Origin of the sequence: Streptomyces sp. NPDC087420, from assembly GCF_044744165.1 — a bacterium.
Taxonomy (GTDB): Bacteria; Actinomycetota; Actinomycetes; order Streptomycetales; family Streptomycetaceae; genus Streptomyces.
Genome location: NZ_JBIUXU010000018.1, coordinates 137,044 through 160,666, shown reverse-complemented (window position 1 = coordinate 160,666; position 23,623 = coordinate 137,044). Strand labels below are relative to the sequence as shown.

Annotated in this window: 21 protein-coding genes and 1 tRNA gene; 9 read left to right on the top strand and 13 right to left on the bottom strand. The window is 71.0% G+C overall.

The features are described from left to right. Positions 1-170: 170 nt before the first annotated feature. Positions 171-821: a hypothetical protein gene (locus ACIO1C_RS32550; protein WP_401870433.1), complete on the bottom strand. Its 651-nt coding sequence runs from the start codon at positions 819-821 to the stop codon at positions 171-173. Positions 822-868: 47 nt separating this feature from the next. On the opposite strand from ACIO1C_RS32550, the gene ACIO1C_RS32545 reads away from it, so the two are divergent. Further along, positions 869-1,057: a DUF5703 family protein gene (locus ACIO1C_RS32545; RefSeq protein ID WP_005319466.1), complete on the top strand. Its 189-nt coding sequence runs from the start codon at positions 869-871 to the stop codon at positions 1,055-1,057. Positions 1,058-1,190: 133 nt separating this feature from the next. On the opposite strand, the gene ACIO1C_RS32540 is transcribed toward ACIO1C_RS32545, so the two are convergent. The 3 genes from ACIO1C_RS32540 to ACIO1C_RS32530 all read right to left on the bottom strand — a co-directional run bounded on the left by ACIO1C_RS32540 (position 1,191) and on the right by ACIO1C_RS32530 (position 3,888). Beyond that, positions 1,191-1,973 carry a chaplin gene (locus tag ACIO1C_RS32540; RefSeq protein ID WP_401870430.1) on the bottom strand — a complete coding sequence of 261 codons (783 nt, stop codon included), beginning with the start codon at positions 1,971-1,973 and terminating at the stop codon, positions 1,191-1,193. A gap of 152 nt (positions 1,974-2,125) precedes the next feature. Continuing rightward, positions 2,126-2,359 (bottom strand): chaplin ChpH, encoded by a 234-nt coding sequence (gene chpH / locus ACIO1C_RS32535; protein WP_401870427.1) that lies wholly within the window; start codon positions 2,357-2,359, stop codon positions 2,126-2,128. A 152-nt stretch (positions 2,360-2,511) separates the two neighbouring features. Beyond that, positions 2,512-3,888 carry a M20/M25/M40 family metallo-hydrolase gene (locus tag ACIO1C_RS32530; protein ID WP_401870425.1) on the bottom strand — a complete coding sequence of 459 codons (1,377 nt, stop codon included), beginning with the start codon at positions 3,886-3,888 and terminating at the stop codon, positions 2,512-2,514. A gap of 168 nt (positions 3,889-4,056) precedes the next feature. On the opposite strand from ACIO1C_RS32530, the gene ACIO1C_RS32525 reads away from it, so the two are divergent. The 4 genes from ACIO1C_RS32525 to ACIO1C_RS32510 all read left to right on the top strand — a co-directional run bounded on the left by ACIO1C_RS32525 (position 4,057) and on the right by ACIO1C_RS32510 (position 8,078). Then, positions 4,057-4,144: transfer RNA gene (locus tag ACIO1C_RS32525), tRNA-Leu, on the top strand. Positions 4,145-4,332: 188 nt separating this feature from the next. Next, positions 4,333-5,052, top strand: coding sequence for a hypothetical protein (locus tag ACIO1C_RS32520; protein ID WP_401870423.1), 720 nt, complete (start codon positions 4,333-4,335; stop codon positions 5,050-5,052). Between the two features lie 73 nt (positions 5,053-5,125). Further along, the gene (locus ACIO1C_RS32515) at positions 5,126-5,788 is read left to right on the top strand and encodes a lysophospholipid acyltransferase family protein (RefSeq protein WP_401870420.1); all 663 of its coding nucleotides are present in this window, start codon (positions 5,126-5,128) and stop codon (positions 5,786-5,788) included. Between the two features lie 217 nt (positions 5,789-6,005). Beyond that, the gene (locus tag ACIO1C_RS32510; protein ID WP_401870417.1) at positions 6,006-8,078 is read left to right on the top strand and encodes a pentapeptide repeat-containing protein; all 2,073 of its coding nucleotides are present in this window, start codon (positions 6,006-6,008) and stop codon (positions 8,076-8,078) included. Between the two features lie 176 nt (positions 8,079-8,254). On the opposite strand, the gene ACIO1C_RS32505 is transcribed toward ACIO1C_RS32510, so the two are convergent. Both ACIO1C_RS32505 and ACIO1C_RS32500 read right to left on the bottom strand, forming a co-directional pair. Further along, positions 8,255-11,695 carry a CARDB domain-containing protein gene (locus ACIO1C_RS32505; RefSeq protein WP_401870415.1) on the bottom strand — a complete coding sequence of 1,147 codons (3,441 nt, stop codon included), beginning with the start codon at positions 11,693-11,695 and terminating at the stop codon, positions 8,255-8,257. Between the two features lie 227 nt (positions 11,696-11,922). Continuing rightward, positions 11,923-12,795, bottom strand: coding sequence for a DMT family transporter (locus ACIO1C_RS32500; RefSeq protein WP_401870412.1), 873 nt, complete (start codon positions 12,793-12,795; stop codon positions 11,923-11,925). Positions 12,796-12,965: 170 nt separating this feature from the next. On the opposite strand from ACIO1C_RS32500, the gene ACIO1C_RS32495 reads away from it, so the two are divergent. Then, entirely contained in the window at positions 12,966-13,907 is a 942-nt protein-coding gene (locus ACIO1C_RS32495; RefSeq protein WP_401870409.1) for a pseudouridine synthase, read from the top strand. Here the strand turns inward: ACIO1C_RS32495 and ACIO1C_RS32490 are convergent. Together ACIO1C_RS32490 and ACIO1C_RS32485 are read right to left on the bottom strand one after the other, a co-directional pair. Further along, positions 13,892-14,530: an MBL fold metallo-hydrolase gene (locus tag ACIO1C_RS32490; protein WP_401870406.1), complete on the bottom strand. Its 639-nt coding sequence runs from the start codon at positions 14,528-14,530 to the stop codon at positions 13,892-13,894. The two genes, ACIO1C_RS32495 and ACIO1C_RS32490, sit on opposite strands and share 16 nt — an antisense overlap. Continuing rightward, the gene (locus ACIO1C_RS32485; protein ID WP_401870404.1) at positions 14,530-15,615 is read right to left on the bottom strand and encodes an S-(hydroxymethyl)mycothiol dehydrogenase; all 1,086 of its coding nucleotides are present in this window, start codon (positions 15,613-15,615) and stop codon (positions 14,530-14,532) included. Before ACIO1C_RS32485 ends, ACIO1C_RS32490 begins: the two co-directional genes overlap by 1 nt. 246 nt (positions 15,616-15,861) lie before the next feature. On the opposite strand from ACIO1C_RS32485, the gene ACIO1C_RS32480 reads away from it, so the two are divergent. Continuing rightward, a complete protein-coding gene (locus ACIO1C_RS32480; protein WP_401870401.1) occupies positions 15,862-16,365 on the top strand; it encodes a gluconokinase in 504 nt (167 codons plus the stop codon). Between the two features lie 43 nt (positions 16,366-16,408). Here ACIO1C_RS32480 and ACIO1C_RS32475 read toward each other — a convergent pair whose 3' ends face one another. The 4 genes from ACIO1C_RS32475 to ACIO1C_RS32460 form a co-directional block, all read right to left on the bottom strand. After that, positions 16,409-17,107 (bottom strand): cytochrome b/b6 domain-containing protein, encoded by a 699-nt coding sequence (locus ACIO1C_RS32475; RefSeq protein ID WP_401870398.1) that lies wholly within the window; start codon positions 17,105-17,107, stop codon positions 16,409-16,411. Next, positions 17,049-17,774, bottom strand: a complete 726-nt coding sequence (locus tag ACIO1C_RS32470) for a molybdopterin-dependent oxidoreductase (RefSeq protein WP_401870396.1) — start codon at positions 17,772-17,774, stop codon at positions 17,049-17,051. Before ACIO1C_RS32470 ends, ACIO1C_RS32475 begins: the two co-directional genes overlap by 59 nt. A gap of 142 nt (positions 17,775-17,916) precedes the next feature. Beyond that, entirely contained in the window at positions 17,917-19,557 is a 1,641-nt protein-coding gene (locus ACIO1C_RS32465; RefSeq protein ID WP_401870395.1) for an APC family permease, read from the bottom strand. 50 nt (positions 19,558-19,607) lie between these two features. Beyond that, positions 19,608-20,567 (bottom strand): hypothetical protein, encoded by a 960-nt coding sequence (locus tag ACIO1C_RS32460; protein ID WP_401870393.1) that lies wholly within the window; start codon positions 20,565-20,567, stop codon positions 19,608-19,610. Positions 20,568-20,799: 232 nt separating this feature from the next. Between ACIO1C_RS32460 and ACIO1C_RS32455 the strand changes: the two genes are divergently transcribed. Further along, complete coding sequence (locus tag ACIO1C_RS32455; protein WP_401870390.1) at positions 20,800-21,222, top strand: ASCH domain-containing protein; 423 nt, start codon at positions 20,800-20,802, stop codon at positions 21,220-21,222. 55 nt (positions 21,223-21,277) lie between these two features. On the opposite strand, the gene ACIO1C_RS32450 is transcribed toward ACIO1C_RS32455, so the two are convergent. Beyond that, positions 21,278-22,933, bottom strand: a complete 1,656-nt coding sequence (locus ACIO1C_RS32450) for an FAD-binding dehydrogenase (protein WP_401870387.1) — start codon at positions 22,931-22,933, stop codon at positions 21,278-21,280. Between the two features lie 148 nt (positions 22,934-23,081). On the opposite strand from ACIO1C_RS32450, the gene ACIO1C_RS32445 reads away from it, so the two are divergent. Continuing rightward, a complete protein-coding gene (locus tag ACIO1C_RS32445; RefSeq protein WP_401870385.1) occupies positions 23,082-23,621 on the top strand; it encodes an NUDIX domain-containing protein in 540 nt (179 codons plus the stop codon). Positions 23,622-23,623: the final 2 nt, after the last annotated feature.

The following is a 23,623-nucleotide window of genomic DNA, read 5'->3' as shown; positions in this document are numbered from 1 at the left end:
ATGGCGACCGTTAATCAATTGGACCGGTTGAACGCGACGTAAAACATGCAGTCCGGACATACGTGCCTCCGGAGGCCCCGCCCCCCGTCACCACGACAAACCCAGCCCGTCCGGCGATTGAGGACAATCAGTGACCCGCGCCCAAACACCGCCGCACACGCCAAGCCGCGCTACGCGTCCTGTTCCTCCAGGTCGTCCAGGTCCACGTCCAAGTCGTCCTCGTCGAAGACCGCGCTGACGTCGAACCGGCAGACGACCTGTTGCGGGTCCGCGTGGTCGAAGGGCGCGCTCAGCCATTCGCCCGGCTCCGGAAGCTCCTCCGCCGCCGCCACCCACAACGTGGAATCGCCCTCTTCGAGGCCGAATTCCTTGTGCCGGGACGCGATCTCGTCCGGTTCGTACTCCCCGAAGAGCACCCCGAGCGCCGCGTGCACACTGCTGCCCACCACCGCCCCGGTCCCGTCGTCCCCCTCCACGTCCGCGATGCGCTGCGCCTGCACGAGCAGCCGCTGTGGCTCCGCCACCGCGTAGTCGCGCCGGATCAGCACGCTGAGGGCGTTCGGCTCCTCGGGTCCCGCGTATGGCGGAAGGGAGTCGTCCGGATCTGGGATCTCAAAGGGGGTGACCTCGTCGTACCGGTGGTAGAGCCGCTCGTCGTACACCTCGGCCGCGACGGCGAGGGCGTTGAAGGCCTCGGACACCGCCGGGTCGTCCTCCCCCGTGCGGTGTTCGACCGCCGCGAGGTGGCGGTCCAGGGCTACCTTGACCGCCTCGGCGGCGGCACGTACCTCGGCAGCGGTGGGCTGCGCAGCATCAGACATAGAGCAGACGCTATCCGTACGAGGGCTCTGGCCGCACAATAGATGCGATGCCGGAATACGAATTTGTCGACGTGTACGTGCCGCGCGGGGTCTCCCGCAAGGAAGCGACCCGTCTGCTGACCGACCACGCCGAGTACGGACACTGGGAATTGGACCGTCTGAGCCTGCATCGGGACGGTAGCCGCAGAGTGCGGCTGCGCCGGCGCATCATCCGACAGGTCCGCGCCACCTGGTGACGACGACGGAGCGGGCCCCGCTGCTGCGAGGCCCGCCCCAGGCATGTCCGTACACATCGGCGTACGCGTCTCCGCGCTCGCCCGCGCTCGCCCGCGCGCCCGTGCGCGTCCGTGCTTGTCCGTGTTCGCGTGACTACGCGACGGAACGAGAACGGGAACGGGCGCGGCGGTAGAGCACGCCGCCCGCGACCAGCAGCCCCGCGCCCACCGGAATCGCCGTCCCGAGCCCCCCGGCACCCGTGTGGGCCAGCTCGTCGGTGAGCGTGGGCGGGGCGGCGATCTGCGGCTCCGGGTGGTTCGGGGCGTTCGGGGCGGGCGGGATGACGCGCGTGACCGGCTTGGTGGGCTCGGTCGGCTGCACCGGCTTCGCCGGTCCCGGCGTGGCGGGCACCGGCGAGTCGTTCTCGCAGCCGTTGCCGAAGGTGGGACTGCCCAGGCCGACGGCGGTGACGCCGAGACCACAGACATTCACCGGGATGTCGATCGGGATCTCGACGGAGTTGCCCGAGCCGACGCCGGGCGACCCGCCCGTACCGCCTCCGGCGTGCGAGCCGCCGCCGTGCGAGCCGCCGCGCGGCGGTGTGGTGTCCGGGCCGTCGCCGCCGTAACCGTCGTCGTGCGAGCCGCCGCCGGGCGGTGTGCCGTGGGAGCCGCCCTTACCGTGACCGTTGTCCGACACGTTGGCGCACTTGTTGCCGAACGCCGGATTGAGCACACCGACCACGTTCACGGTGTTCCCGCACACGTTGACCGGGATGTGCACCGGGACCTGGACGTTGTTCCCGGACAGGACGCCCGGGGAATTCGCCGCGGCCCCCCGGGCTCCCGAGTCGGCGTGCGCGTAACCGCCGCCGAGGGCGATGACGCCGCCCGCGGCCGCCACGGTGATCAGGCCTTTGCGCGTGACCTGTCTCATAGCTTCTGCTCCCTGCCTTCTGCCTACCGGATTGCCCCAGGGCTTCGGTGCCGGGGCGGGATGCCCAGCGGCCCCGGAGCGCATGGCGCGCACTCCGGGGCCGGCCGGGTTCAGACCCTTACGGGTTGAGGAACCACGTCAGTCGTTCCACGTCACTTGTTGATGCAGGTGTTGCCGAAGGCGGGGTTCAGCAGCCCGATCACGGAGACCGTGTTGCCGCACGCGTTCACCGGAATGTGGACGGGCACCTGGATGACGTTGCCGGAGGCCACGCCCGGCGAGCCCACAGCGGCGCCCTGCGCACCGGCGTCGGCGACGGCCATGCCCGCACCCGCGAGCACCAGACCACCGGTGGCAACCGCAGCGGCGACGATCTTCTTGATCATGTATTCCTCCTTGTTGGCAATGCGGTCCCGACCACGGACCGCACACCAGTAACGAGAAGGAGCCATTCAGGCTACGAGCGTATCGTCGCATTCACTCTTTTCAGTCAAGTACGTACGTACTGCCGATTCCTGGCGTTTTATCAACTGTCGTCTCAGCTGTTGTCGATGAACCGGTCGAGCACACGCACACCGAACTGGAGGCCGTCGACCGGCACCCGCTCGTCCACCCCGTGGAACATGCCGGCGAAGTCCAGCTCCGGAGGCAGCTTGAGCGGGGCGAAACCGAAGCCGCGGATCCCCAGGTCGTCGAAGGACTTGGCGTCCGTACCGCCCGAGAGCATGTACGGGACGGCCCGCGCGATCGGGTCCTCGGCGACGAGCGCGTTCTGCATCGCCTCGACCAGCGCGCCGTCGAAGCTGGTCTCCAGCGCCTTGTCCCGCTTCACGGTCTCCCGCTTCACCCGGGGGCCGAGAAGCCGGTCGACCTCGGAGAGGAACTCCTCCTCGTACCCGGGCAGGAACCGGCCGTCCACGTGTGCCACCGCCTCGCCGGGGATCACGTTCACCTTGTACCCGGCGTTGAGCATGGTGGGCGCGGCGGAGTTGTTGAGCGTGGCGCCGATCATCTTCGCGATGCCGCCGAGGCGGACGAGTGTGGCCTCCATGTCGTCGGGGTCGACGGTGAAGCCGAACGCGTCGGACAGCTCGTCCAGGAAGGACCGTACGGACTTGGTCACCCGCACCGGCCACTTGTGCCGGCCGAGCCGGGCGACGGCCTCGCACAGCTCCGTGACCGCGTTGTCCTTGCTGATCATCGAGCCGTGGCCGGCGGTGCCCTCGACGGTCAGGCGCATCCAGTTGATGCCCTTCTCCGCCGTCTCGACCAGGTAGAGCCGCAGGTTCTCGTTGACGGTGTACGAGAAGCCGCCGACCTCGCTGATGGCCTCCGTGACCCCCTCGAAGAGGTCCGGGTGCTTGTCCACCAGGAAGCGCGCCCCGTACGTGCCGCCCGCCTCCTCGTCGGCGAGGAAGGCGAGCACGATGTCGCGCGGGGGCTTGCGGCCGCTGCGCAGCCGGTCCCGTACGACCGCGAGGGTCATCGCGTCCATGTCCTTCATGTCGACGGCGCCCCGGCCCCAGACACAGCCGTCCGCCACCTCCCCGGAGAAGGGGTGGTGCGTCCAGTCGTCGGCGTTGGCGGGGACCACGTCGGTGTGCCCATGGATGAGCAGGGCGGGCCTGGAGGGGTCCTCGCCCTCGATCCGGGCGACCGTGGAGGCGCGGCCGGGGTGCGACTCGAAGATCCGCGGTTCGAGGCCCACCTCGGCGAGCTTCTCCGCGACGTACTCCGCGGCGGCCCGCTCCCCCGGTCCCGAGTGGTCGCCGTAGTTGCTGGTGTCGATCCGGATGAGGTCACGGCAGAGGTCGACGACCTCGTCCTCGCCCGAAACGGTTGTGCCCGAGCTCGACTCGCTCACGCTGCTCACTCCCACGGTCGTTGCTGGTGGTCCTCCTGATACTCCCCCCATACTCCCGTGCCGGAGCCCCCGCCCCAAGGGCGGACCCCGCCGCCGCACCGGCTGTCATACGCCTGTCACACGGGCCCGTCACCCGGATCGGCCGGTGATCGGGCACCCCCGAATGTTTGCTATGGTTTTCCACGTCGGAACGGCCCTGAGCCGCCCGGCGGACACCCGGTCCGGGTGGCGGAATGGCAGACGCGCTAGCTTGAGGTGCTAGTGCCCTTTATCGGGCGTGGGGGTTCAAGTCCCCCCTCGGACACCAGAGGTAGTTCACGCAATTACCCTGTTCGTCTTCACAGAACTCCCTGTTCGGATTCGTCCGGGCCGGGAGTTCTTTTGTGTGCGGAACGCACCGGACGCGGGTGGAGCCGACGCCCTGTGGATGCGCTGAGGCCCCCGCACCGGGCGCCCGTTCGGTCGCGTGCCGGTGGGGGCGTGCAGAATGCGTCCATGATCGACGACTACCGGCCCGGTGATGTGCTGATGCTGGAGTGCCCGTTCACCGGGACCACGGTCACCGAGGTCTCCCGCCACGTCTTCGTACGGTGGCCGTGGCTGGAGGTGGACCCGCAGGCCGAGAACATGAGGTGGGACGGGCAGCGGGCCCTTCCGACGCCTGAGGCTCACGAGTGGGAGATCTTCCGAACGGAACCGGCGGAGAGCGTACTGAGGCCGGGTGACACCTGCCTCGTAGGCGTGCCCGCGACCGTGGTGCACGTACAGGGCGTGTATCACTTCGATCCGCCGCTGGTCACCGGCATGCTGCCGCGGCCTGCGTGCTACCTCGGCCTCCTGCCGCAGGGTGACGCCTACGACCCCGAGCTCGAGGACCAGACCTACGCGCTCGATCCGGCCGGCGGTGAACCGATCCGCATCGAGCTGCTGTTCCGGCCGTACGCGTTCCTCGAACCGGGCGATGAGGTCGCCGACCGGAACGGGCGCGTCCGGCGGTTCGACACGGCCTGGGACTGGCACCCCTTCGACGGTGAGCAGTCGGGAACCCCTGCCTGGCCGTTGGCGCTGCTCTCCCGCGATGGTGAGCCAACGTCCGAGGAAGCGGCGGCGGTTGCCCGGGCGACGGCGATCGGCAGCCACGCGGAGGAATTCGATCGATGGACCGCACTCGCTCTCGCGCGACCGGCCGCGCGTGCAGGCGTACAGGACGAATGAGTACGGACGCTCAGGCGCACCGCGGACTCGTCGGCGACGATGAGAAATCATCCCGGGTGAACAGGAGCAGTGCATGATCAGCCGCCTCGCCAGTCACGTGGTCCCCGTCTTCGGACAGCTGACGGTCACCGCCGACGAAGGGGCCGGGCACCTCCCTGTCGGCATCGTCGCCGCCAACCACAGCTCACTCGCCGATCCGGCGATCGTCCTGGCCGCACTGCAACGCCTCGGAACCCGGCCCGTGGTCATGGCGACCGCCGGCCTCTGGCGCCTGCCTCTGCTCGGTCGCGTCCTCGCGTGTGAAGGCCATATCCCGGTCCACCGCGGCGACCCCCGCGCACCCCAGGCGCTCGACCTCGCCCAGGAAGCACTGGAACAGGGCCGGCACGTCCTCATCTACGCCGAGGGCGGGCTCCCCGACCGGAAGGACGCGGCCGAAGCCGCGCCGGGTACCTTCCGCCACGGGCTCGCCCGGCTCGCGCGGCGCACCGGCGCGCCCGTCATCCCGGTCGGCCAGGCCGGCGCGCGCCGCGTCGTCTCCGGCTCGGCCGTCAAGCAGCTCGCGGGCCTGGCCACCGCGCCGCTGCGGCGCCCCCGCCTTCACGTCCACGTCGGATCTCCGCTCCTGCTCGACGGCGACGGGGCGTTGGCCACCACCCGGGCCCATTTCGCCGTCACCGCGGCCTGGAAGACCGCGGCCACGCGTCTGGGAGAATCCGCGGCACTGGCCGCCTGAACCGCGAACGGCATTCCGCCGCGGATGCGTTGGGGTTCTCCTGCGTTCGGCTTCTTGTCCGGCCGCGGGCACCGGGGGCCGCAACCACCGTCCACGCCTGATCGTCCTTCGGGGTATGCCGCAGCCGAGTCCCGAACCGTCCCGAAGCCGGCCGCCCTGGGCGCACTGTGGTCAGGGCGCCGGTTCGGAAAGGCCGTTCGGCTGCCCCGGCGTTCGTGTGGCCGGCCGCACCGCGTGCCTGGCCCACCTGGACGACGCCGGCCGCGGCGCCTATCTGGCCGGCCTGTCCCCCGGCGCCGGCGTCGACCACCGTGGCACCACGTTCACCCAACCCCTTCTCGATGCCCTCCTCGGCGCCCTGCGCGACCCTGGCACCGGGCAGGCCCGATTCGGCGACGCCTTGTTCGATTCGGCGACCTTCGAGGGCGACGCCTGGTTCGGCTCTGCGGTCTTCGAGGGCGACGTCCGGTTCAGGTCGGCGACCTTCGAGGGCATCGCTCTGTTCGACTCGGCGACTTTCAAGGGCGGCGCCGAGTTCGGGGCGGCGGCCTTCGGGAGCATCGCCCTGTTCCACTCGGTGGTCTTCGAGGGCGACGCCCGGTTCGGGTCGGTGACCTTCGAGGGCGACACCTGGTTCCAGTCGGCGACCTTCAGGAGCGACGCCTGGTTCAGGTCCGCGACGTTCCAGGGCGACACCGGATTCGAGTCGGCGATCTTCGAGAGTGACGCCCTGTTCGAGTCGGTGACCTTCCAGAACGCCGCCCGGTTCAGATCCGCGACCTTCAGGAGCCGGGCCCGGTTCGGGTTGGCGACCTTCAGGGGCGTCGCCGGGTTCGGGTCGGTGACCTTCGAGAGTGACGCCGGGTTCAGGTCGGCGGTCTTCAAGAGCGTCGCCCGGTTCAGCTCCGCGACCTTCGAGGGGGTCGCCCTGTTCGGCTCGGCGGTCTTCAAGCGCGACGGCGCGTTCGAGTCGGCGGCCTTCAAGGGCGGCGCCGGCTTCGAGTCGGCGGTCTTCGAGAACAGGGCCCTGTTCGAGTCGGTCACCTTCGAGAGCGACGTCCGGTTCACGTCGGCGACCTTCAAGGACGACGCCGGCTTCGAGTCGGTGACCTTCAGGGGCGACGCCCGGTTCGAGTCGGCGACCTTCGAGAGCGACGCCAGGTTCACGGGGGCGGCCTTCGAGAGGGCTTCCCACCTGGGGCCGTTGGTGTGTGCCGGGCGGGTCACGTTGTCCGGGGCGGTGTTCGGCGGCCCGGTGAGCCTCGCGTTCGCCGCGCGCCGCCTGGAGTGCCGGCGGACCCGCTGGTCGTCGACGGCCGAGCTGCGTCTGCGCCACACCACGGTGGACTTCGCCCACGCGGTCTTCGAATACCCCCTCACCATCGCCGCGGAGCTGGACCCGTTCGTGCTCTCCGACGGCCGGCAGGTGGGAGAAGAGCCGGTCTTCGGCGCGTCCGACGCCGCGGTACACATCACCTCGCTGCGCGGGGTGGACGCGGCCCACCTGGTCCTCGCCGACGTCGGACTCGCGGAATGCCTGTTCACCGGGACCGTGCACCTCGACCAGATCCGCCTGGAAGGCACGTGCTCGTTCGCCACGGTCCCTTCCCGCGCACGCGGGCGAGCCGGGCACCCCGTACGGTTCACCCGGCGCCGCGTACTCGCCGAGGAACACCACTGGCGCGCGAACCGGCCGACTGCCGTACCGGGCTGGAACGGGGCCGTACCCGGCGCCGGACAGGTCGGGCCGGCGCAGCTGGCACCGGTGTACCGGGCGCTGCGCAAGGCGTTGGAGGACAGCAAGAACGAACCGGGCGCCGCGGATTTCTACTACGGCGAGATGGAGATGCGGCGCCACGACCGCACCGGCACCACCCGTGCCGAACGCGGACTGCTGTACGGCTACTGGCTGCTGTCCGGCTACGGCTTGCGCGCCTCCCGGGCGTTGGGATGGCTGGCCGCCGCCCTGCTCGTCACCATCGTGCTGCTGATGGGCTTCGGACTCCCCGGGGACAACCCGGGACAGGAAGCGACCGGCACCGTACCGTCCGGCGGCGGGCGGGTGACCTTCGCGATCGGCAAGGACGATCCGCGCAACCCCACGGGGGCCCGGTTCACCGGAGAGCGCTTCGAAAAGGCCCTGAACGTCACCCTCAACTCGGTGGTCTTCCGGTCCTCCGGCCAGGACCTGACCACCGCCGGCACCTACATCGAGATGGCCTCCCGCCTGACCGAGCCCGTCCTCCTGGCCCTCGCGGTCCTGGCCGTTCGCAACCGCGTGAAACGCTGACCTCGTCCGGGTCGGGGCCCGGGTCGCCCATGGGGTCGCCCACTGCCCCTGCTCGACGGCCGTCTTGAGCATGGCCCGGGCCGCGTTGTTCTCGGAGTCGACGAGCGGGCCCGGGGAGAGGTTCGTCTCTCCCCGGGCCCGCCGTCCCTGTGGTGCTCTGCGGTGTGTCGTACGGGCTACTGGTTCGCGCGGCCCCAGGCCCGGGCTGTTGTGGTGCCGCCCGTGATCACGAACTGGGAGCCCGGCTGGGTGACGATGTTGCCGTCGGCCGAATTCGTGATGGTCACGTTCGTGAGGGTCGCGCTGCCCCGGGCGCCGCTCATGGCGAGGATGCCGGCGCCGTTGTTGGATTTGTCGATCTTGACGTTGTTGATCACGACACCGGGCATGGTGCCGCCACCCGTCTTGAACTGGATGCCGTCGAAGGTCGAGTCGTAGATGTCGGTGTCACGGATCGTGACGCCGGGGATGTCCCTGCTCTGGGCGAAGAGCGTGATGGCACCGAACTCCTGGTCCTCGTTCCAGAAGGCTCCGCCGGTGCGGTACAGGCCGTTGTTGGCGATCAGGGTCTGGCCGGTGAAGGGCAGGGGGTCGTGGTCGGTCGCCAGCATGATGCCGGGGTAGTTGGCGGTGTCGTACACGAGGTTGTTCTCGATCTTGTTGCCGTAGCCGCCGTAGACCGCGATGCCCGTTGCCCGCCAGGGCAGTTGGATCGTGTTGTTGATGAACTGGTTGTCGTGCGCGACGTCGACCGAGGTGTCCTTGACGTACCGGTTGGCCCAGACCGCAAGGGAGTCGTCGCCGGTGGTGCGGAACGAGGAGTTGAACACCTTGGAGTTCCGCGTGCCGTTGGTGAAGTTGATCCCGTCGGCGTACGTGTCGCGGATGCGCATGCCGGTGAGCTCCAGCCCGTCGGCGGGGCCCCACAGGTCCGGGATGTTGTCGTAGTCACGGCCGACCCAGACACCGACGTTGGCGTGCTCGATCCAGACGTTGGCAATCTTGGTGTTCTTGCCGAAGCGCCCGTTCAGGGCGACTCCGCCCTCGGCGCCGCCGGGGCCGCCGCGGATCCGGCCGGAGCCGAAGATCGCGATGTCGGAGATCTGGGTGTTGTTGTCGATGTCGAAGCCGAAGTTGCCCTCGTGCGGGTGGTTGATGCTGCCCACCGCCAGGTGCGGCTCGGTGAGGGTGTAGAGCTGGGAGTGCCACATCCCCGCGCCGCGGATGGTGACGTTGCTGATGCCGACCTGGTTGTACTGGCCGCGGTTCAGCGGGTCGTCGGTCAGGATCTTCTTCTCCTGGCGCCACTGCCCCACCGGGATCCACACGCAGTCGATGACGTCGGTCTGGTTGTCCGTCACCGCCCGCTGGATGGCGGCCGTGTCGTCGATGCCGTCGTCGGGCACCGCGCCGTACGCCGTGATCGAGGTGCACTCCGCCGGCTTGCTCGTCGGCGGCGCGACCTGCTCCAGGTCGATCAGGTCGATGATGTAGAAGGACGCGGTGTCACTCGCGTCCCGCTGGAGCTTGAACTTGGTGCCCGCCGGATACGTCGTGGACAGCAGCGCGTTCGACTCGTCGAAGAGCCGCCGGGCGTCGGCCTGCGGGGTGTTGGTCAGGGCCTCGGGGCCGTCCGTGTCCCCGTACAGCCAGCTGTGCTTCGAGGAGAAGGTGAGCTTCCTGACGAAGGTGTCGTTGACGTAGAGGCCGATGGTGGCCTCGATGCCGCCGCCGTTCGCCGCGTCGGGGATGGAGTTGCGGACCACGATCGAGTTGGTGGGGACGGTGGACGTGAACTCCACGAACTGGCCCGTGCTGTTGAGCCGTACCGACTTGCGGCCCGAGGACTCGGTGGCGAAGTTGGTGTGACCGAAGGTGCGTTCGGCGTCGGGCTCCAGCAAGGTGCCCTGGTACCGGCCGGCTTCGGCCTCGTACTCGGTGTACGGGACCGCCGCGCCGCGCCCGACCACGATCGAGCGGGAGAACGCGTTGTTGGTCTCGTTGGTCTCCGTGACGACGTTGGTGGCGTCGGCGGTGGCGACGAGGGTCGCGCCGCCGCTGGTGGCGGTCCAGCTGCCGTTCACGCTCACGTTGGTGGTGGCGCCGGCGGCGATCGAGGGGGTGTTGGTGTTGAGGGTGGTGCCGCCCACCGCGACGCGGGTGACCGTGGTGGCGCCCGACGCGGTGGTGCCGCGGTTCTTCACCGCCACGGTGAACTGCACCGGTGAGCCGACGGCCGGGTTGGCCGGGGTGGAGTCGATGCTGAGCACCTGGAGGTCGGGGCCCGGGGCCTGGCCGACGACCAGCTGCGCGGTCGCGGCGAAGCTGTTGTTGTTGTTGTCCTGCTCGACGACCGTGTCGGTCGGGTCCACCACGGCGGTCACCCGGTAGCTGCCCTCGGCGCGCTTGCCGATGGCGACGGGCACGGTGGCCGAGGCGCCGACGGCGAGCGCGCCGACCGGGGCGCTGCCCGCGACGGCGCCTCCGACGCTGACGTTGACGGTGGTCGCCGGGGAGGCCGCCGTACCCACATTGCGTACAGTCGCGTTGACCGTGGTCGTGTCGGTCTCCACCGGTGCGGCGGGGGTCCACGACAGCGCGGTGACGGTCAGGTCGGGGTTGGGCGCCGGGACTCCGATGACCTGGATCTCGGCGACCTGGCCGCCGCCCGCCCCGGTGTTGCCGAAGATCTGGAGCTGGAGGTCGGCGACGCGGCCGGTGACCGGGATCGTCACCGAGTTCTGGTTCGTCGCCGGGTTGAAGGCGTAGTCGGCCCGCGCCTTGAGCGAGGTGAAGCCGGCGGCCGTGTAGGAGCGTCCGAGGACCTGGATGCTCTGGGTCCTGGGCCCCCACGCGGAGTCGGGGTTGAGTTTGACCACGACGGAGCTGAGGTCGGCGTCGGCGCCGAGTTTCACGGTCAGGTTCGACGGGTGCCCGTTGGACTCCCAGTACGTGGCGAGGTTGTTGTCGTTGGCGTTGGCCGCGACGAACGAGAAGACCGACGAGTTCGCCTCGACCGCCTTGCCGCGGGCCAGGTTGGTGCCCGTCCCCGGGTCGGGATCGGGGCCGGGGCCGGGGCCCGGGTCGGTGGCCGCCGGGCCGTACACCGCCAGCTCGGAGAGCTGCGCGGCGGGCCAGCCGGTGTTCCCGGTGATGTTCACCCGGACGTACCGGACGCTCGTCGAGGTGAAGTCGATGGTCACGGTGTTGGCGGAGGCCGGGGAGAACACCCGGGCCGCCGAGGCGGAGAGGGTGGTGAAGCTCGTCCCGTTGGTGCTGCCCTGCACGGTGACGGCCTGGGTGCGCGCTTCCCACGTCGTCGGCAGTTTGAGGACCACCTGGTCGACGGCGACGGCGCTGCCGAGGTCGGCCTGGACCCATCCCGGGAAGCCGTTGTTCGGCCCTTCCCAGTACGTCTGCTGATTGCCGTCGGTGACGTTGGCGGCGGGGTGGCTGCCCTCGGACCCGCTCGCCGAGGCGGTCCTGCCGGCGGCGACGTTGGGGCGGTCGGCCGCGGTGGCGCTGGTGGCGCCGGAGAGAGGTATGAGCCCGAAGGCGATCAGGCCGGTCATGACCAGGCCGGTGATCCACCGTCTGCTGAGCTGCGTTCGTTTCATGGGTCCTCTGTCTGTCGGAACGAGAGAGTGGGGGGCCGCGGGAGGGGGGCCTGCGGGTCGGACTCTTGCCACGAAGTTGCGAGGAGATTCTGAAAAAATTGAGCCAGTTGCACAGTTTTTTGCGAGTCATAGGTTCCAATCGTGTCACCAGTTTGTCAACGGTTTACACACGACGATCAATTGGGCAGCACGGAGCGAGGCGTGGCGGGGAGGGGCGGGCAGCGGCGTCAGCGCACGCGGGACTTGGGCGGGGCGGTGCCCGACGCCAGGGGTGAGCGGGCCAGTTCGACGCAGCCCGCCGTGATCAGGGCGACGCCGATCAGCTCCGGGATCAGCCACCAGCCGGTGCGCACGTTCTCGCCGAACAGCGTGACCCCGTACGTGATGCTGATCAGCGCGTCGCCGAGGGTCAGCATCGGCTGGGACGCGACCAGGGAGCCCGCCTGGAGGGCGTTCTGGAGGAGGAAGAGCGCGCCGATCCCGGCGGCGGCGGTCGCGTACAACTGCCAGGCGGAGAGCAGCGCGACGACGCCCGAGCCGTCCTCGATCCGGGACACGGCGTCCTTCAGCAGCGCGGCGGTCAGCGCGTAGCCGACGGCGGCGGCGAGGCCGAAGAGCGCGGCGCGCGCGTTGCCCCGTGCCCGCTGCGCGGCGCCGATCAGCACCACCTCCACGGCCAGGGTGATGGTCAGCGCCGGGATCCAGGAGAGACCGTCCACGGTCTCGCTGCCGCCGCCCGGCGACGCCGAACCCAGGCCGAGGGCGAGGCCGAAGGTCACCGCTGCCACGCCCAGCCAGGCGGTACCCGGCAGCCGGGACCGGAAGACGTAACTCGCGATCAGCAGTGTCGCGGGCAGTTCGATGACGAAGATCGGCTGGACCACGGCGATGGCGCCGGTGGCGAGCGCGATCGCCTGGCAGATGGCGGCCACGATGACCAGGCCGATGCCCGCAAGCCAGACCCGCTGCCGGAGCAGATGCCTGATCAGCGAGAGGTGGAGGGCGTCCGAGTCGGGCACCGTGGACGCGGCGCGCCGCTGGAGCACCGAGGCGGAGCCGTTGCTGATCGCGGTCAGGACGGCGAACAGGACACTGATCACCGGTCCATCATGCGGGCGGCCGGCGCGGGATCCGCTCTCATCCCGGCCGGGGGCGCGAGGCCTGGGCCGAACGGGCTACCCCGGCGGTCGATAGGGTGGGGAGCCCCGTGCGACCGGCACCGCCCGGAGTCGTGAAGGACACCGCCCGGGCCGGGAAAGGGGTGGGATCCGTGGGACACCGGCATCGCACCCCGCCGCCCTCTCCCCTGCCCCAGCGCGAGGGCGTCGACGCGGTGCGGCTGCGGCTGCCCGCCGATCCCGGCGGGGCGTGGGAGACCGTACGGGACCACCTCGTGGCGCGGTTCGGAGCGGCCGTCGGGGCGGAGCGGGTCGACACGATGTTCCGCGAGGGGCGGTTTGTGGGCGTGGACGGTCCGGTCGGCGCGTCCGAGCCGTACACCGCCGGGCGGTATCTCTGGTTCCACCGCGACTTCGCGCCCGAGGACCGGGTGCCGTTCGAGGTGGGGATCGTGTACCGGGACGAGCGGATCCTCGTCGCCGACAAGCCGCACTTCCTGGCCACCACGCCGCGCGGGTCGCACATCACCGAGACCGTGCCGGCCCGGCTGCGCCGGGCGTGGGGGCTGCCGGAGCTCCAGCCCGCGCACCGCCTGGACCGGCTCACGGCCGGGCTCGTGCTGTGTGTCGTACGGGCCCGGGACCGCGGCGCGTACCAGACGCTGTTCCGGGACCGATTGGTCCGCAAGGAGTACGAGGCGGTCGCGCCGTACGACCCCGCGGTGACGCTTCCCGTCACCGTGCGCAGCCGGATCGAGAAGGAGCGCGGGGAGCAGGCGGCCCGGGAGGTGCCCGGGGAGCCCAACAGCGAGAGCCGGGTCGAACTGCTGGAGCGGCGGGGCGGGTCCGGCCGGTACCGGCTGCTGCCGGCCACCGGCCGCACCCACCAGCTGCGGGTCCACATGAACAGCCTGGGGCTGCCGCTCCTGCACGACCCGCTCTACCCGGTCGTACGGGAGCCCGCGCCGGACGACTACACGCGTCCGCTGCAACTCCTCGCGAAGGTGCTGGAGTTCACCGATCCGCTGACCGGTGAACCCTTCCGCTTCACGAGCGGGTCGCGCCTGCTGCCGCCCGCTCAGTGGCCGCGCTGAATCCACTCCTCCAGGTGCGGGGCCTCGGCGCCGATGGTGGTCGGGTCTCCGTGGCCGGTGCGGACCACGGTCTCCGGGGGCAGCGCGAGAAGCCGGTCGCGGATCGAGTCGATGATCGTCGGGAAGTGCGAGAACGACCGGCCGGTCGCGCCGGGGCCGCCCTGGAAGAGGGTGTCGCCGGTGAAGACCGTCGACAGGTCGGGGGCGTACAGGCAGACCGCGCCCGGCGCGTGGCCGGGGGTGTGCAGCACGGTGAGCGTGGTCCCGCCGACGTCGAGCGTGGCGCCGTCCGTCAGTTCGCCGTCGGGCGCCCGGTCCGGGTGGGTCTGCTTCCACAGCGGCAGGTCGTCGGGGTGGAGCAGGATCGGCGCGCCGGTCGCGGCGGCGAGGGCGGGGGCCGCGTCGATGTGGTCGTTGTGGGCGTGGGTGCAGACGATGGCGCGCAGCGTACGGCCGTCGAGGGCGGCCTCGATGGCGGCGGCGTCGTGCGCGGCGTCGATGACGATCGCCTCGGAGTCGTCGCCGACGATCCAGACATTATTGTCGACGTCCCAGGTGCCGCCGTCGAGGGAGAAGGTCCCCGAGGTGACGAGGTGGTCGACGCGGGGTGCGGAGACGGTCATCAGAACACCACCACCGAACGCAGGACGTCGCCCTCGTGCATCCGGGCGAACGCCTTCTCCACGTCGCCGAGTCCGATGGTCTCGCTGACAAACGCGGCGAGGTCGATCCGGCCCTGCTGGTGGAGGTCGATGAGCATCGGGAAGTCCCTGGAGGGCAGACAGTCCCCGTACCAGGACGACTTGAGCGAGCCGCCGCGGCCGAAGACGTCCAGCAGAGGCAGTTCGAGCTTCATCTCGGGCGTGGGGACGCCGACCAGGACGACGGTCCCGGCCAGGTCCCGTGCGTAGAAGGCCTGTTCGTACGTCTCCGGGCGGCCGACGGCCTCGATGACGACGTCCGCGCCGAAGCCGCCGGTGAGTTCGCGGATGGCTTCGACGGGGTCGGTGGAGCGGGAGTTGACAGTGTGGGTGGCTCCTATCGTCCTCGCCGTCTCCAGCTTGCGGTCGTCGATGTCGACGGCGATGATCCGGGCCGCGCCGGCGAGCCGGGCGCCGACGACGGCGGCGTCCCCGACCCCGCCGCAGCCGATGACGGCGACCGTGTCGCCGCGTCCGACCTGGCCGGTGTTGATCGCCGCGCCGATGCCGGCCATCACCCCGCAGCCGAGCAGGCCCGCGACGGCCGGGGACACGCCCGGGTCGACCTTGGTGCACTGGCCGGCGGCTACGAGGGTCTTCTCGGCGAAGGCGCCGATGCCGAGGGCCGGGGAGAGTTCCGTGCCGTCGAGGAGCGTCATCTTCTGTGTCGCGTTGTGGGTGTTGAAGCAGTACCACGGCCGGCCGCGCAGGCAGGCCCGGCAACTTCCGCAGACCGCACGCCAGTTGAGGATCACGAAGTCGCCGGGGGCGACATCGGTGACGTCCTCGCCGACCGACTCCACGATCCCGGCGGCCTCATGGCCGAGGAGGAAGGGGAAGTCGTCGTTGATTCCGCCCTGCTTGTAGTGCAGGTCGGTGTGGCAGACACCGCACGCCTGGACCTTCACCACCGCCTCGCCGGGGCCGGGATCGGGGACGACGATCGTCTCGATCCGCACCGGCTCGTTCTTGCCGGGGGCGACGACCCCTCGCACCTGCTGCGCCATGGAACAACCCGCTTTCCTCGTACACCGCGAACGACTCTGTCCGGGACCTACTATCTCGCGTCGGGGAGGGCAGGGTCAGGGGGCGGGGGCACGCACGGGGCCGGGCACCTCGGACGGGGTGCCGTGGACGGGGTGCCGTGGACAGGCTGCCGTGGACAAGCTGCCGTGGACAGGGCCCCGCGTACAGGGAACGACATACTTACGGCCGTCAGGCTTCAGTGATGGTCAGGGAGGGGCAGGGAACCGATGAGTGATCCGCACGTCGTGGTGGTGATGGGGGTGTCCGGCACCGGCAAGACCACGGTCGGGCAGCTGCTCGCCAAGGCGCTGGACGTTCCGTACGCCGAGGGGGACGCGTTCCACCCGCCGGAGAACATCGCCAAGATGTCGGCCGGCACCCCGCTGGACGACGCGGACCGGTGGCCCTGGCTGGACGCCGTCGGCGCGTGGGCGGCCGGCCGGGCGGGGCGCGGCGGGGTGGTCGCGGCGTCCTCGCTCAAGCGGTCCTACCGGGACCGGCTGCGGGCCGCGGCCCCCGACGTGGTCTTCGTGCATCTCGCCGGTGACCGGGCGCTGATCGAGGAGCGGATGGCCGCGCGCAAGGGGCACTTCATGCCGCCCGCGCTGCTCGACTCCCAGTTCGCCACGCTCCAGCCGCTGGAGGACGACGAGGCGGGGGTGGCGGTGGAGGTGACCGGGACACCGGAGGAGATCGCCGGGCGGGCGGCGGAGGCGCTGCGGGGGCTCTGAACGGCGCGGGGAGGGAGGCGCCGGGCGGTCGGGCTTCGTCCGCTCAGGCGTCGTCCTCCCGCCACTCCGAGTGCTCCCTCTTCGCCCACGCGCGTTCCACCGAGCCCGTGCGCATCCCGCGCCGGGCCTCGGGGTCCGCGTACGCCATGCCGATGTGCCCGAGGAGTACGACGCCGATGGCGAGGGCCAGCCAGTCGTGCAGGAAGGTGGCGCTCGTGCGCCACACGAGCGGGGCGAAGCCGGTGAACCACATCAGCAGGCCCGTACCGAGCATCACCAGCACCGCGCCCGCGATCCAGGCCGCGTAGATCTTCTGGCCCGCGTTGAACTTCCCGGCGGGCCGGGACTCGGGCCTGGCGTCACGTTGTCGTACGGCCCGCAGCCACTCCTTGTCGTGCGGGAAGAAGCGGTTCAGCCGGCGGAGGTCGGCGCGGAAACGGCGGGAGGCGAGGCCCACCAGGACGGGGACGGGCAGCAGCAGCCCCGACCACTCGTGCAGGGTGACGACGAGGTAGCGGCGGCCGACGAGTTCGGCGAGCTGGGGGACGTACAGGCAGCCCGCCGTCACCACGCACACCAGCATCAGGATGCCCGTGGTCCGGTGGACCCAGCGCTCGGCCGGGCTGAACCTGCGCCGCAGCCGTCCCGTGCCCGTGGCCCCCTCCCCCGGTTCCCGTCCGCTCTCAGACGGTGGGGGTGTCGTCGCGTCCGTTGGACCGGCCGACCCAGCCGTCGACGTCATAGCCACGCTCCTCCCAGTAGCCGGGGCGGACGTCGGAGGTGACGGAGATCCCGGAGAGCCATTTCGCCGATTTGTAGAAGTACATCGGCGCCACGTACAGCCGGACCGGGCCGCCGTGCGCGTGCCCGATCGGCTTGTCCTGCATCCTCAGCGCCACCAGGACATCGGCGCGGCGCGCCTGCTGGAGCGTGAGGCTCTCGCTGTACGTCCCGTCGAAGCAGGTGAACCGGATCGCCCTGGCGTCGGGGCGGACCCCGGCCGCGTCGAGGAGCTGGGAGACCTTGACCCCCTCGAAGGGGGTGTGGGGAACGCGCCACCCCGTGACGCACTGCACGTCGCGGACGACCCGCGTCTGGGGGAGCTTCCGCAGGGCGTCGAGGGTGTACGTGGCGGGCCGGTCGACCAGGCCGTCGATCTTCAGCCGGTAGTTCCCGGCGTCCTTGTGCGGTACGGAACCGGTCACCGAGTAGTAGCGGAACCCGCCGCCGTTGGGCAGCAGCCCGGTCAGGCCGGTCGGGTCCTGGCTGGAGACCGCGCCCAGGAACGAGTCGAGCCCGCTCTGGAGATAGGGGGCCGCGAGCAGTCCCGCGGCGCCCAGACCCAGGGTGGAGAGCAGAACGCGCCGCCCCACGGGTGCTCCGGCGGGCTCATTCTGTTGATGGTTCACGCATTGATTCGACCACCCGCGGTCCCCAGAAGCCAGGGACCGCGGGAATCCGTCAGACTTTCGTCAGACCTGGCCGGTGAAAGTCGTGGCCGGGAAGGTCAGGTGAAGAAGGTCGGGGTGGAGAAGGTCGGGGTGGAGAACGTCACGACTGCGACGCCTTCTCCAGCTGGAACGCCTCGTTCCCCAGGCCGATCCTCGCGTGCGCCTCGGGCTTGACCGCGCGCAGGACCGCTCCGTACACCAGGCCCCCCACCAGCGTGAGGCCGACGATGCCCGGCAGGATCCAGCTCAGCGCGGAGCCGGGTCCCGCCCCGACCAGCAGGTCGAAGTCCTTGACGGTGTAGACGGCGACGGCGACGAGGGCGAGTCCGGCCAGGGCCGAGGCGATGAGGCGGGGCGCCTGCGCGCCCGCCGCGCCGCGCCGTACGAAGAACGCGATCACGGCGAAGGAGGCCGCGGCCATCAGCAGGATGACGCCGAGCGCGCCGATGTTGGCCATCCAGGTGAAGAGGCGCAGGATCGGCGCGGTCGGGTCGCCCGCCGGCTTGTCGTCCGTGACGGCGAAGGCCACCACCACGACGAGCGAGAACACCGACTGGAGCGCGGAACCGTAGGCGGGGGCTCCGCTGGACTTGCTGGTACGGCCGAAGGCGGCCGGCAGCAGTCCCTCACGGCCCATCGCGAACGCGTAGCGGGCGACGACGTTGTGGAAGCTGAGCAGCGCGGCGAACATGCCGGTGACGAACAGCACGTGGAGGACGTCGGTGAAGGTCGTGCCGAGGCGGTCCTCGGTGAGGCCGAAGATCAGGCCGGGACCCTGCTCCCCCGCGGTCGCGACCACCGAGCCGGGCCCGGTGGCGACGGAGACCGCCCAGGCGCTGAGGGCGAGGAACAGCGCGGAGAGGCCGACGGCGAGGAACATCACGCGGCTGACGACGACGTTCGGGCGGCTGGTCTCCTCGGCGTACACCGGGGCCTGCTCGAAGCCGACGAAGGCCGCGATGCAGAAGCACAGCGCGGTGCCGAAGCCCGCGCTGGTGAGGGTGTCGGGGTTGAAGGCGTGCAGCGAGACGCCTTCCTTGCCCGGGTCGGCGACAAAGGCGATGTCGAAGATCACGACGAGCGCGACCTCGATGAGGATCAGGACGCCGAGGACCTTGGCGTTCAGGTCGATCTTCAGCCAGCCGAGCAGCCCGACGACCACGGCGGCGACCAGGGCGGGCACCCACCAGGCGACGGTCAGGTCGAGGTAGGTGGCGAAGAGCCCGGAGACCTCGAAGCCGAAGAGGCCGTAGATGCCGACCTGCATGGCGTTGTACGCGAGGAGGGCGACGAGCGAGGCGCTCGCGCCGGCGGTCGCCCCGAGCCCGCGGGCTATGTACGCGTAGAAGGCGCCGGCGTTGTGGACGTGGCGGCTCATCTCGGCGTACCCGAAGCTGAACAGGACGAGGACCACACCGAGGATGACGTACAGCAGGGGCTGGCCGACGATCCCCACCACTCCGTAGACGGTGGGCATGACCCCGGCGACGGTCATCAGGGGCGCGCTGGCGGCGAGCACGGACAGCAGGAGGCCCGCGGTGCCGAGGCGGTCCGCGCGCAGCGCCCGCTCCTGGCCCTTGAAGGTGCTGATCTCACCCGTGCCGGAACTCGCGCCCGAGCCCGTGCCCGAGCCCGGACTCGCGCCCGGGCTCTTTCGGGAGTCGGTGGTCGTGCCCGTGCTCGTGTGCGCGTTGGAGTTCGAGCCGGAACTCGTGCCCGTGCTCGAATTGCCCGTCGACATGACAGGGGTGTCCTTTCGGGGATCGCTGGTGCGGATCGCAGGCGCGTCGTTCAGACGGAGCCGAGCGCGGCGTTGCGCGCGGCGAGGAAGGCTTGGTGCGGGTCCCGGTCCGGGTAGGACCAGGGAGCTGGGGTGATGTGCGGGCCGATGCGGTGGAAGAGCGCGGCGGCCTCGGCGACACGTCCGTCGTACCACTGGGCGTGGGCGAGGAAGTTGAGGTCGACGCGGTTGCGCGGGTGGTCCCCGCTCTCCCACTCCAGCCACCAGTCGAAGGCGCCCTTGAGCACCTGGCGGGCCCGGCGGCCCGTCCAGTGGGCGGAGGCGGCCGGGTCGGCGGGTTCCCTCCGGGCGGCGGCGAGGACGCGGTAGCGCTCGGCGTGCGCGACGACGGGCAGGACGGCGAGCGGCGAGTCCGCGGGGGCCTGTTCGGCCGCCCAGGCGGCGAAGTCGTACACCTCGTGGAGGGGGTCCTGGCCGGCGTCGGGGCGGCGTTCGGCGAGGCGGGCCGCCATCAGGTGGTGGGCGTGGTGGTGGTCGGGGTGACGGGTCCGCACCTCCTCGAAGAGCTGCGAGGTCTCCTCCTCCGTGCCGAGCGTGCGGGCGAGGAGCAGCAGGCCGAGCCACGGGGTGGGGTCGGCGGGGGCGCGCCGGACGGCGTCACGGCAGGCGTCCACGGCGCGGTGTTCCTGCTCCTTGCCGCGCAGGGCGGCGAAGACGGTCGCGCAGGCGAGGAGGGTGGCCGCGTCGGGGCTCTCGGGTTCGGCGAGGAGCCAGTCGCGCGTCCAGGCGGCGGCGCCGGAGGCCTGGGCGAGGACGACGATCCGGTGGCCTCTGCGGTCCCAGTCGTCGCCGGTACGGGCGAGGAGGGAGCGGGTCTCGGACCACCGTCCCTGCGCCAACTGGTCGCGTACGGAGGCGAGTTCGGTGTCGTCCAGTGCGGGGTCGAAGGATTGGCCGGAACGTGGGCTACGTCTTCGGGCACGGCCGAGGGGTGGCGGAGGCGGGGACATCCGCGGAATTCCTCCAGGGCGCGTGGACGAGAAAGGACCGGGCACAGCAAATCGGTAGGTATGGCCTCCCGTCAAGCGGTATCTCGATGTAAGGCACAGTCATATCGCCCTGCTGCGGGCGCGGTTGCTTCTTCCGGGCAAAGGGCGCGGACCGTCTCCGTCCGCATAAGCCCAGATGGGACGCTTTTCGGCCAGGTGGGGGGACCCGCCGGCGCACCCTAGGGTGGCCCTCATGGAGAACCGAGAACCGCTGGCGCCTTTACTGCTCGCCTTCCCCGGTCCGGTGCGTGACCGGCTGGTGGCGGCCGTGCTCGAAGGGCGGAAGGTCTCGACGACGGGGCTGCTCGCCGAGTACGAGGCCGAGCGCGAGGAACTGCCCCCGGCCGGTGAGCGATCGGCCCTGATCGACTCGGCGGGCCACGAGGTGGCGGTGGTCGAACTGACGGGGGTACGGGTGCTGCCGCTCGGCGCGGTGGACCTCCGGCTGGCCGTGGACGAGGGCGAGGGGCACACCTCGGTGGCGGCCTGGCGGGCGGACCATGAGCGGTTCTGGCACGGCGAGGAGATGCGCGAGGCGCTGGGCGACCCGGAATTCACCGTCCACGACGGGACGTTGCTGGTGGTGGAGAGCTTCCGGGTGGTGGAGCGGCTGTGACCGGGGGCCGTCGTTCCCTCCCGGTGAACCCCCGTCGGCCCACCGCCCTCGCCCGTCAGCCCACCGCCTTCGCCGCCGCCCGCCCGGCCGCGCGGCCCGAGAAGATGCAGCCGCCCAGGAACGTACCCTCCAGTGAGCGGTAGCCGTGCATCCCGCCGCCGCCGAAGCCCGCCGCCTCACCCGCCGCGTACACCCCGGGCAGCGGGTCGCCGCCCTCGGTCAGGACGCGGGACGACAGGTCGGTCTCCAGCCCGCCGAGGGACTTACGGGTCAGGATGCGCAGCCGTACGGCTATCAGGGGGCCCGCCGCCGGGTCGAGCAGCTGATGCGGCGCGACCGTACGGATCAGCTTGTCGCCCAGGTATCTGCGCGCGCCCCGGACGGCCGTGACCTGCGCGTCCTTGCCGAACGGGTTCACCGTCGCCCGGTCCCGCGCGACGATCTCACGGCGCAGCTCGGCCTCGTCGATGAGCGGCTCCTCGGTGAGCGCGTTCATCCCGCGCACGAGCGCGGGCAGGTCCTTCTCCACGACGAAGTCGGCGCCCTTGTCCATGAACGCCTTCACCGGACCCGGCACGTCGGCGCGCGCCCGGCCGATGACGTCACGGACCGACTTGCCGGTGAGGTCCGGGTTCTGCTCGGAGCCCGAGAGGGCGAACTCCTTGCCGATGATGCGCTGGTCGAGGACGAACCAGGTGTACTCGTAGCCGGTCCTCATGATGTGTTCCAGCGTTCCGAGCGTGTCGAAGCCGGGGAAGAGCGGGCCCGGCAGGCGGCGGCCCCGCGCGTCCAGCCAGAGCGAGGAAGGTCCTGGGAGGATCCGGATGCCGTGCCGGGCCCAGACCGGGTTCCAGTTCTCTATGCCCTCGGTGTAGTGCCACATCCGGTCGCGGTTGATGTGGTGGGCGCCCGCCGACTCCGCGATGCCGAGCATCAGGCCGTCCACGTGCGCGGGCACGCCCGAGAGCATGGTGCGCGGCGGGCGGCCGAGCCGCTCGGGCCACTGCGCGCGGACCAGGTCGGGGTTGCCGCCGATGCCGCCCGACGTGATGATCACGGCCTGTGCCTTGAGCTCGAAGGCGCCGGTGATCCTGCGGGTGCTCGCCTCGCCCCGGGCGACGTCGCTCGGCGCCAGGACCTCGCCGGTCACGGTGTCCACGACACCCGCCGTGTTGCCGAGGCCGGTCACCCGGTGCCGGAACCTGAACTCCACCAGCCCCCGGTCGGCACCCTCGCGCACCCGGCGCGCGAACGGCTCGACCACTCCGGGTCCTGTCCCCCAGGTGACGTGGAAGCGCGGCACCGAGTTGCCGATCCCCGCCGCGCCGTACCCGCCGCGCTCCGCCCAGGACGCGACGGGGAAGAACCGCATCCCCTGCCGGTGCAGCCACGCCCGCTTCTCGCCCGCCGCGAAGTCGACGTACGCCTCGGCCCACTCGCGCGGCCAGTGGTCCTCCGTACGGTCGAAGCCGGCCGTGCCCAGCCAGTCCTGGAGCGCCAGTTCCCTGCTGTCCCTGACCCGCAGGCGGCGCTGCTCGGGCGAGTTGACGAAGAACAGCCCGCCGAAGGACCAGTGGGCCTGGCCGCCGAGCGACTGCTCGGGCTCCTGGTCCAGTACGAGGACGGAGCGGCCCGCGTCGACGAGTTCGGCGGCGGCGACCAGGCCGGCCAGTCCCGCCCCGATCACGATCACATCAGCGTCGTACGCCATGGGCTTCCATCCTTCGCGGATCCGTCACGGGGCGGGTGGGTGAGCGAGTGGTCCGATCTTGCGTACGCGCGAGTAACGAGTCAACCGTCTCAGGCGCATTGATCGGCCGGCCGGCTCCGGGCGCCGGCGGGGCTGCTTGGATGGAGGCATGGGAGCAGCGGACGAGATCCTGGACGTCGTCGACGAGAACGACCGTGTGGTGGGGCAGGCACCGCGCGGTGAGGTGTACGCGAAGAGGCTGCGGCACCGGTGTGTGTTCGTCCTCGCGCGGGACGCGGAGGACCGGGTGTTCGTGCACCGCAGGACCGCGGAGAAGCTGATCTTCCCCTCGCTGTACGACATGTTCGTGGGCGGGGTCCTCGGCGCGGGCGAGACCTACGACGAGGCGGCGCTGCGGGAGGCCGAGGAGGAGCTGGGGGTGTCGGGGCTGCCGCGCCCCGAGCCGCTGTTCCCGTTCCTGTACGAGTCCGCCGACAGCGGCCAGAGCTGGTGGTCGTACGTGTACGAGGTGCGCTGCGTGCTGCCGGTGCGGCCGCAGGCCGAGGAGGTGGCGTGGCACGCGTTCCTCCCGGAGGAGGAGCTGGCGCGGCGGCTGCTGCCGGGTGGGTGGGAGTGGGCGCCGGACGGCCTCGCGGCGTACGAGCGGCTCCGCGCCCGCCGCGCGCAGGGCACGTCGTCGGGCTTGTAGGG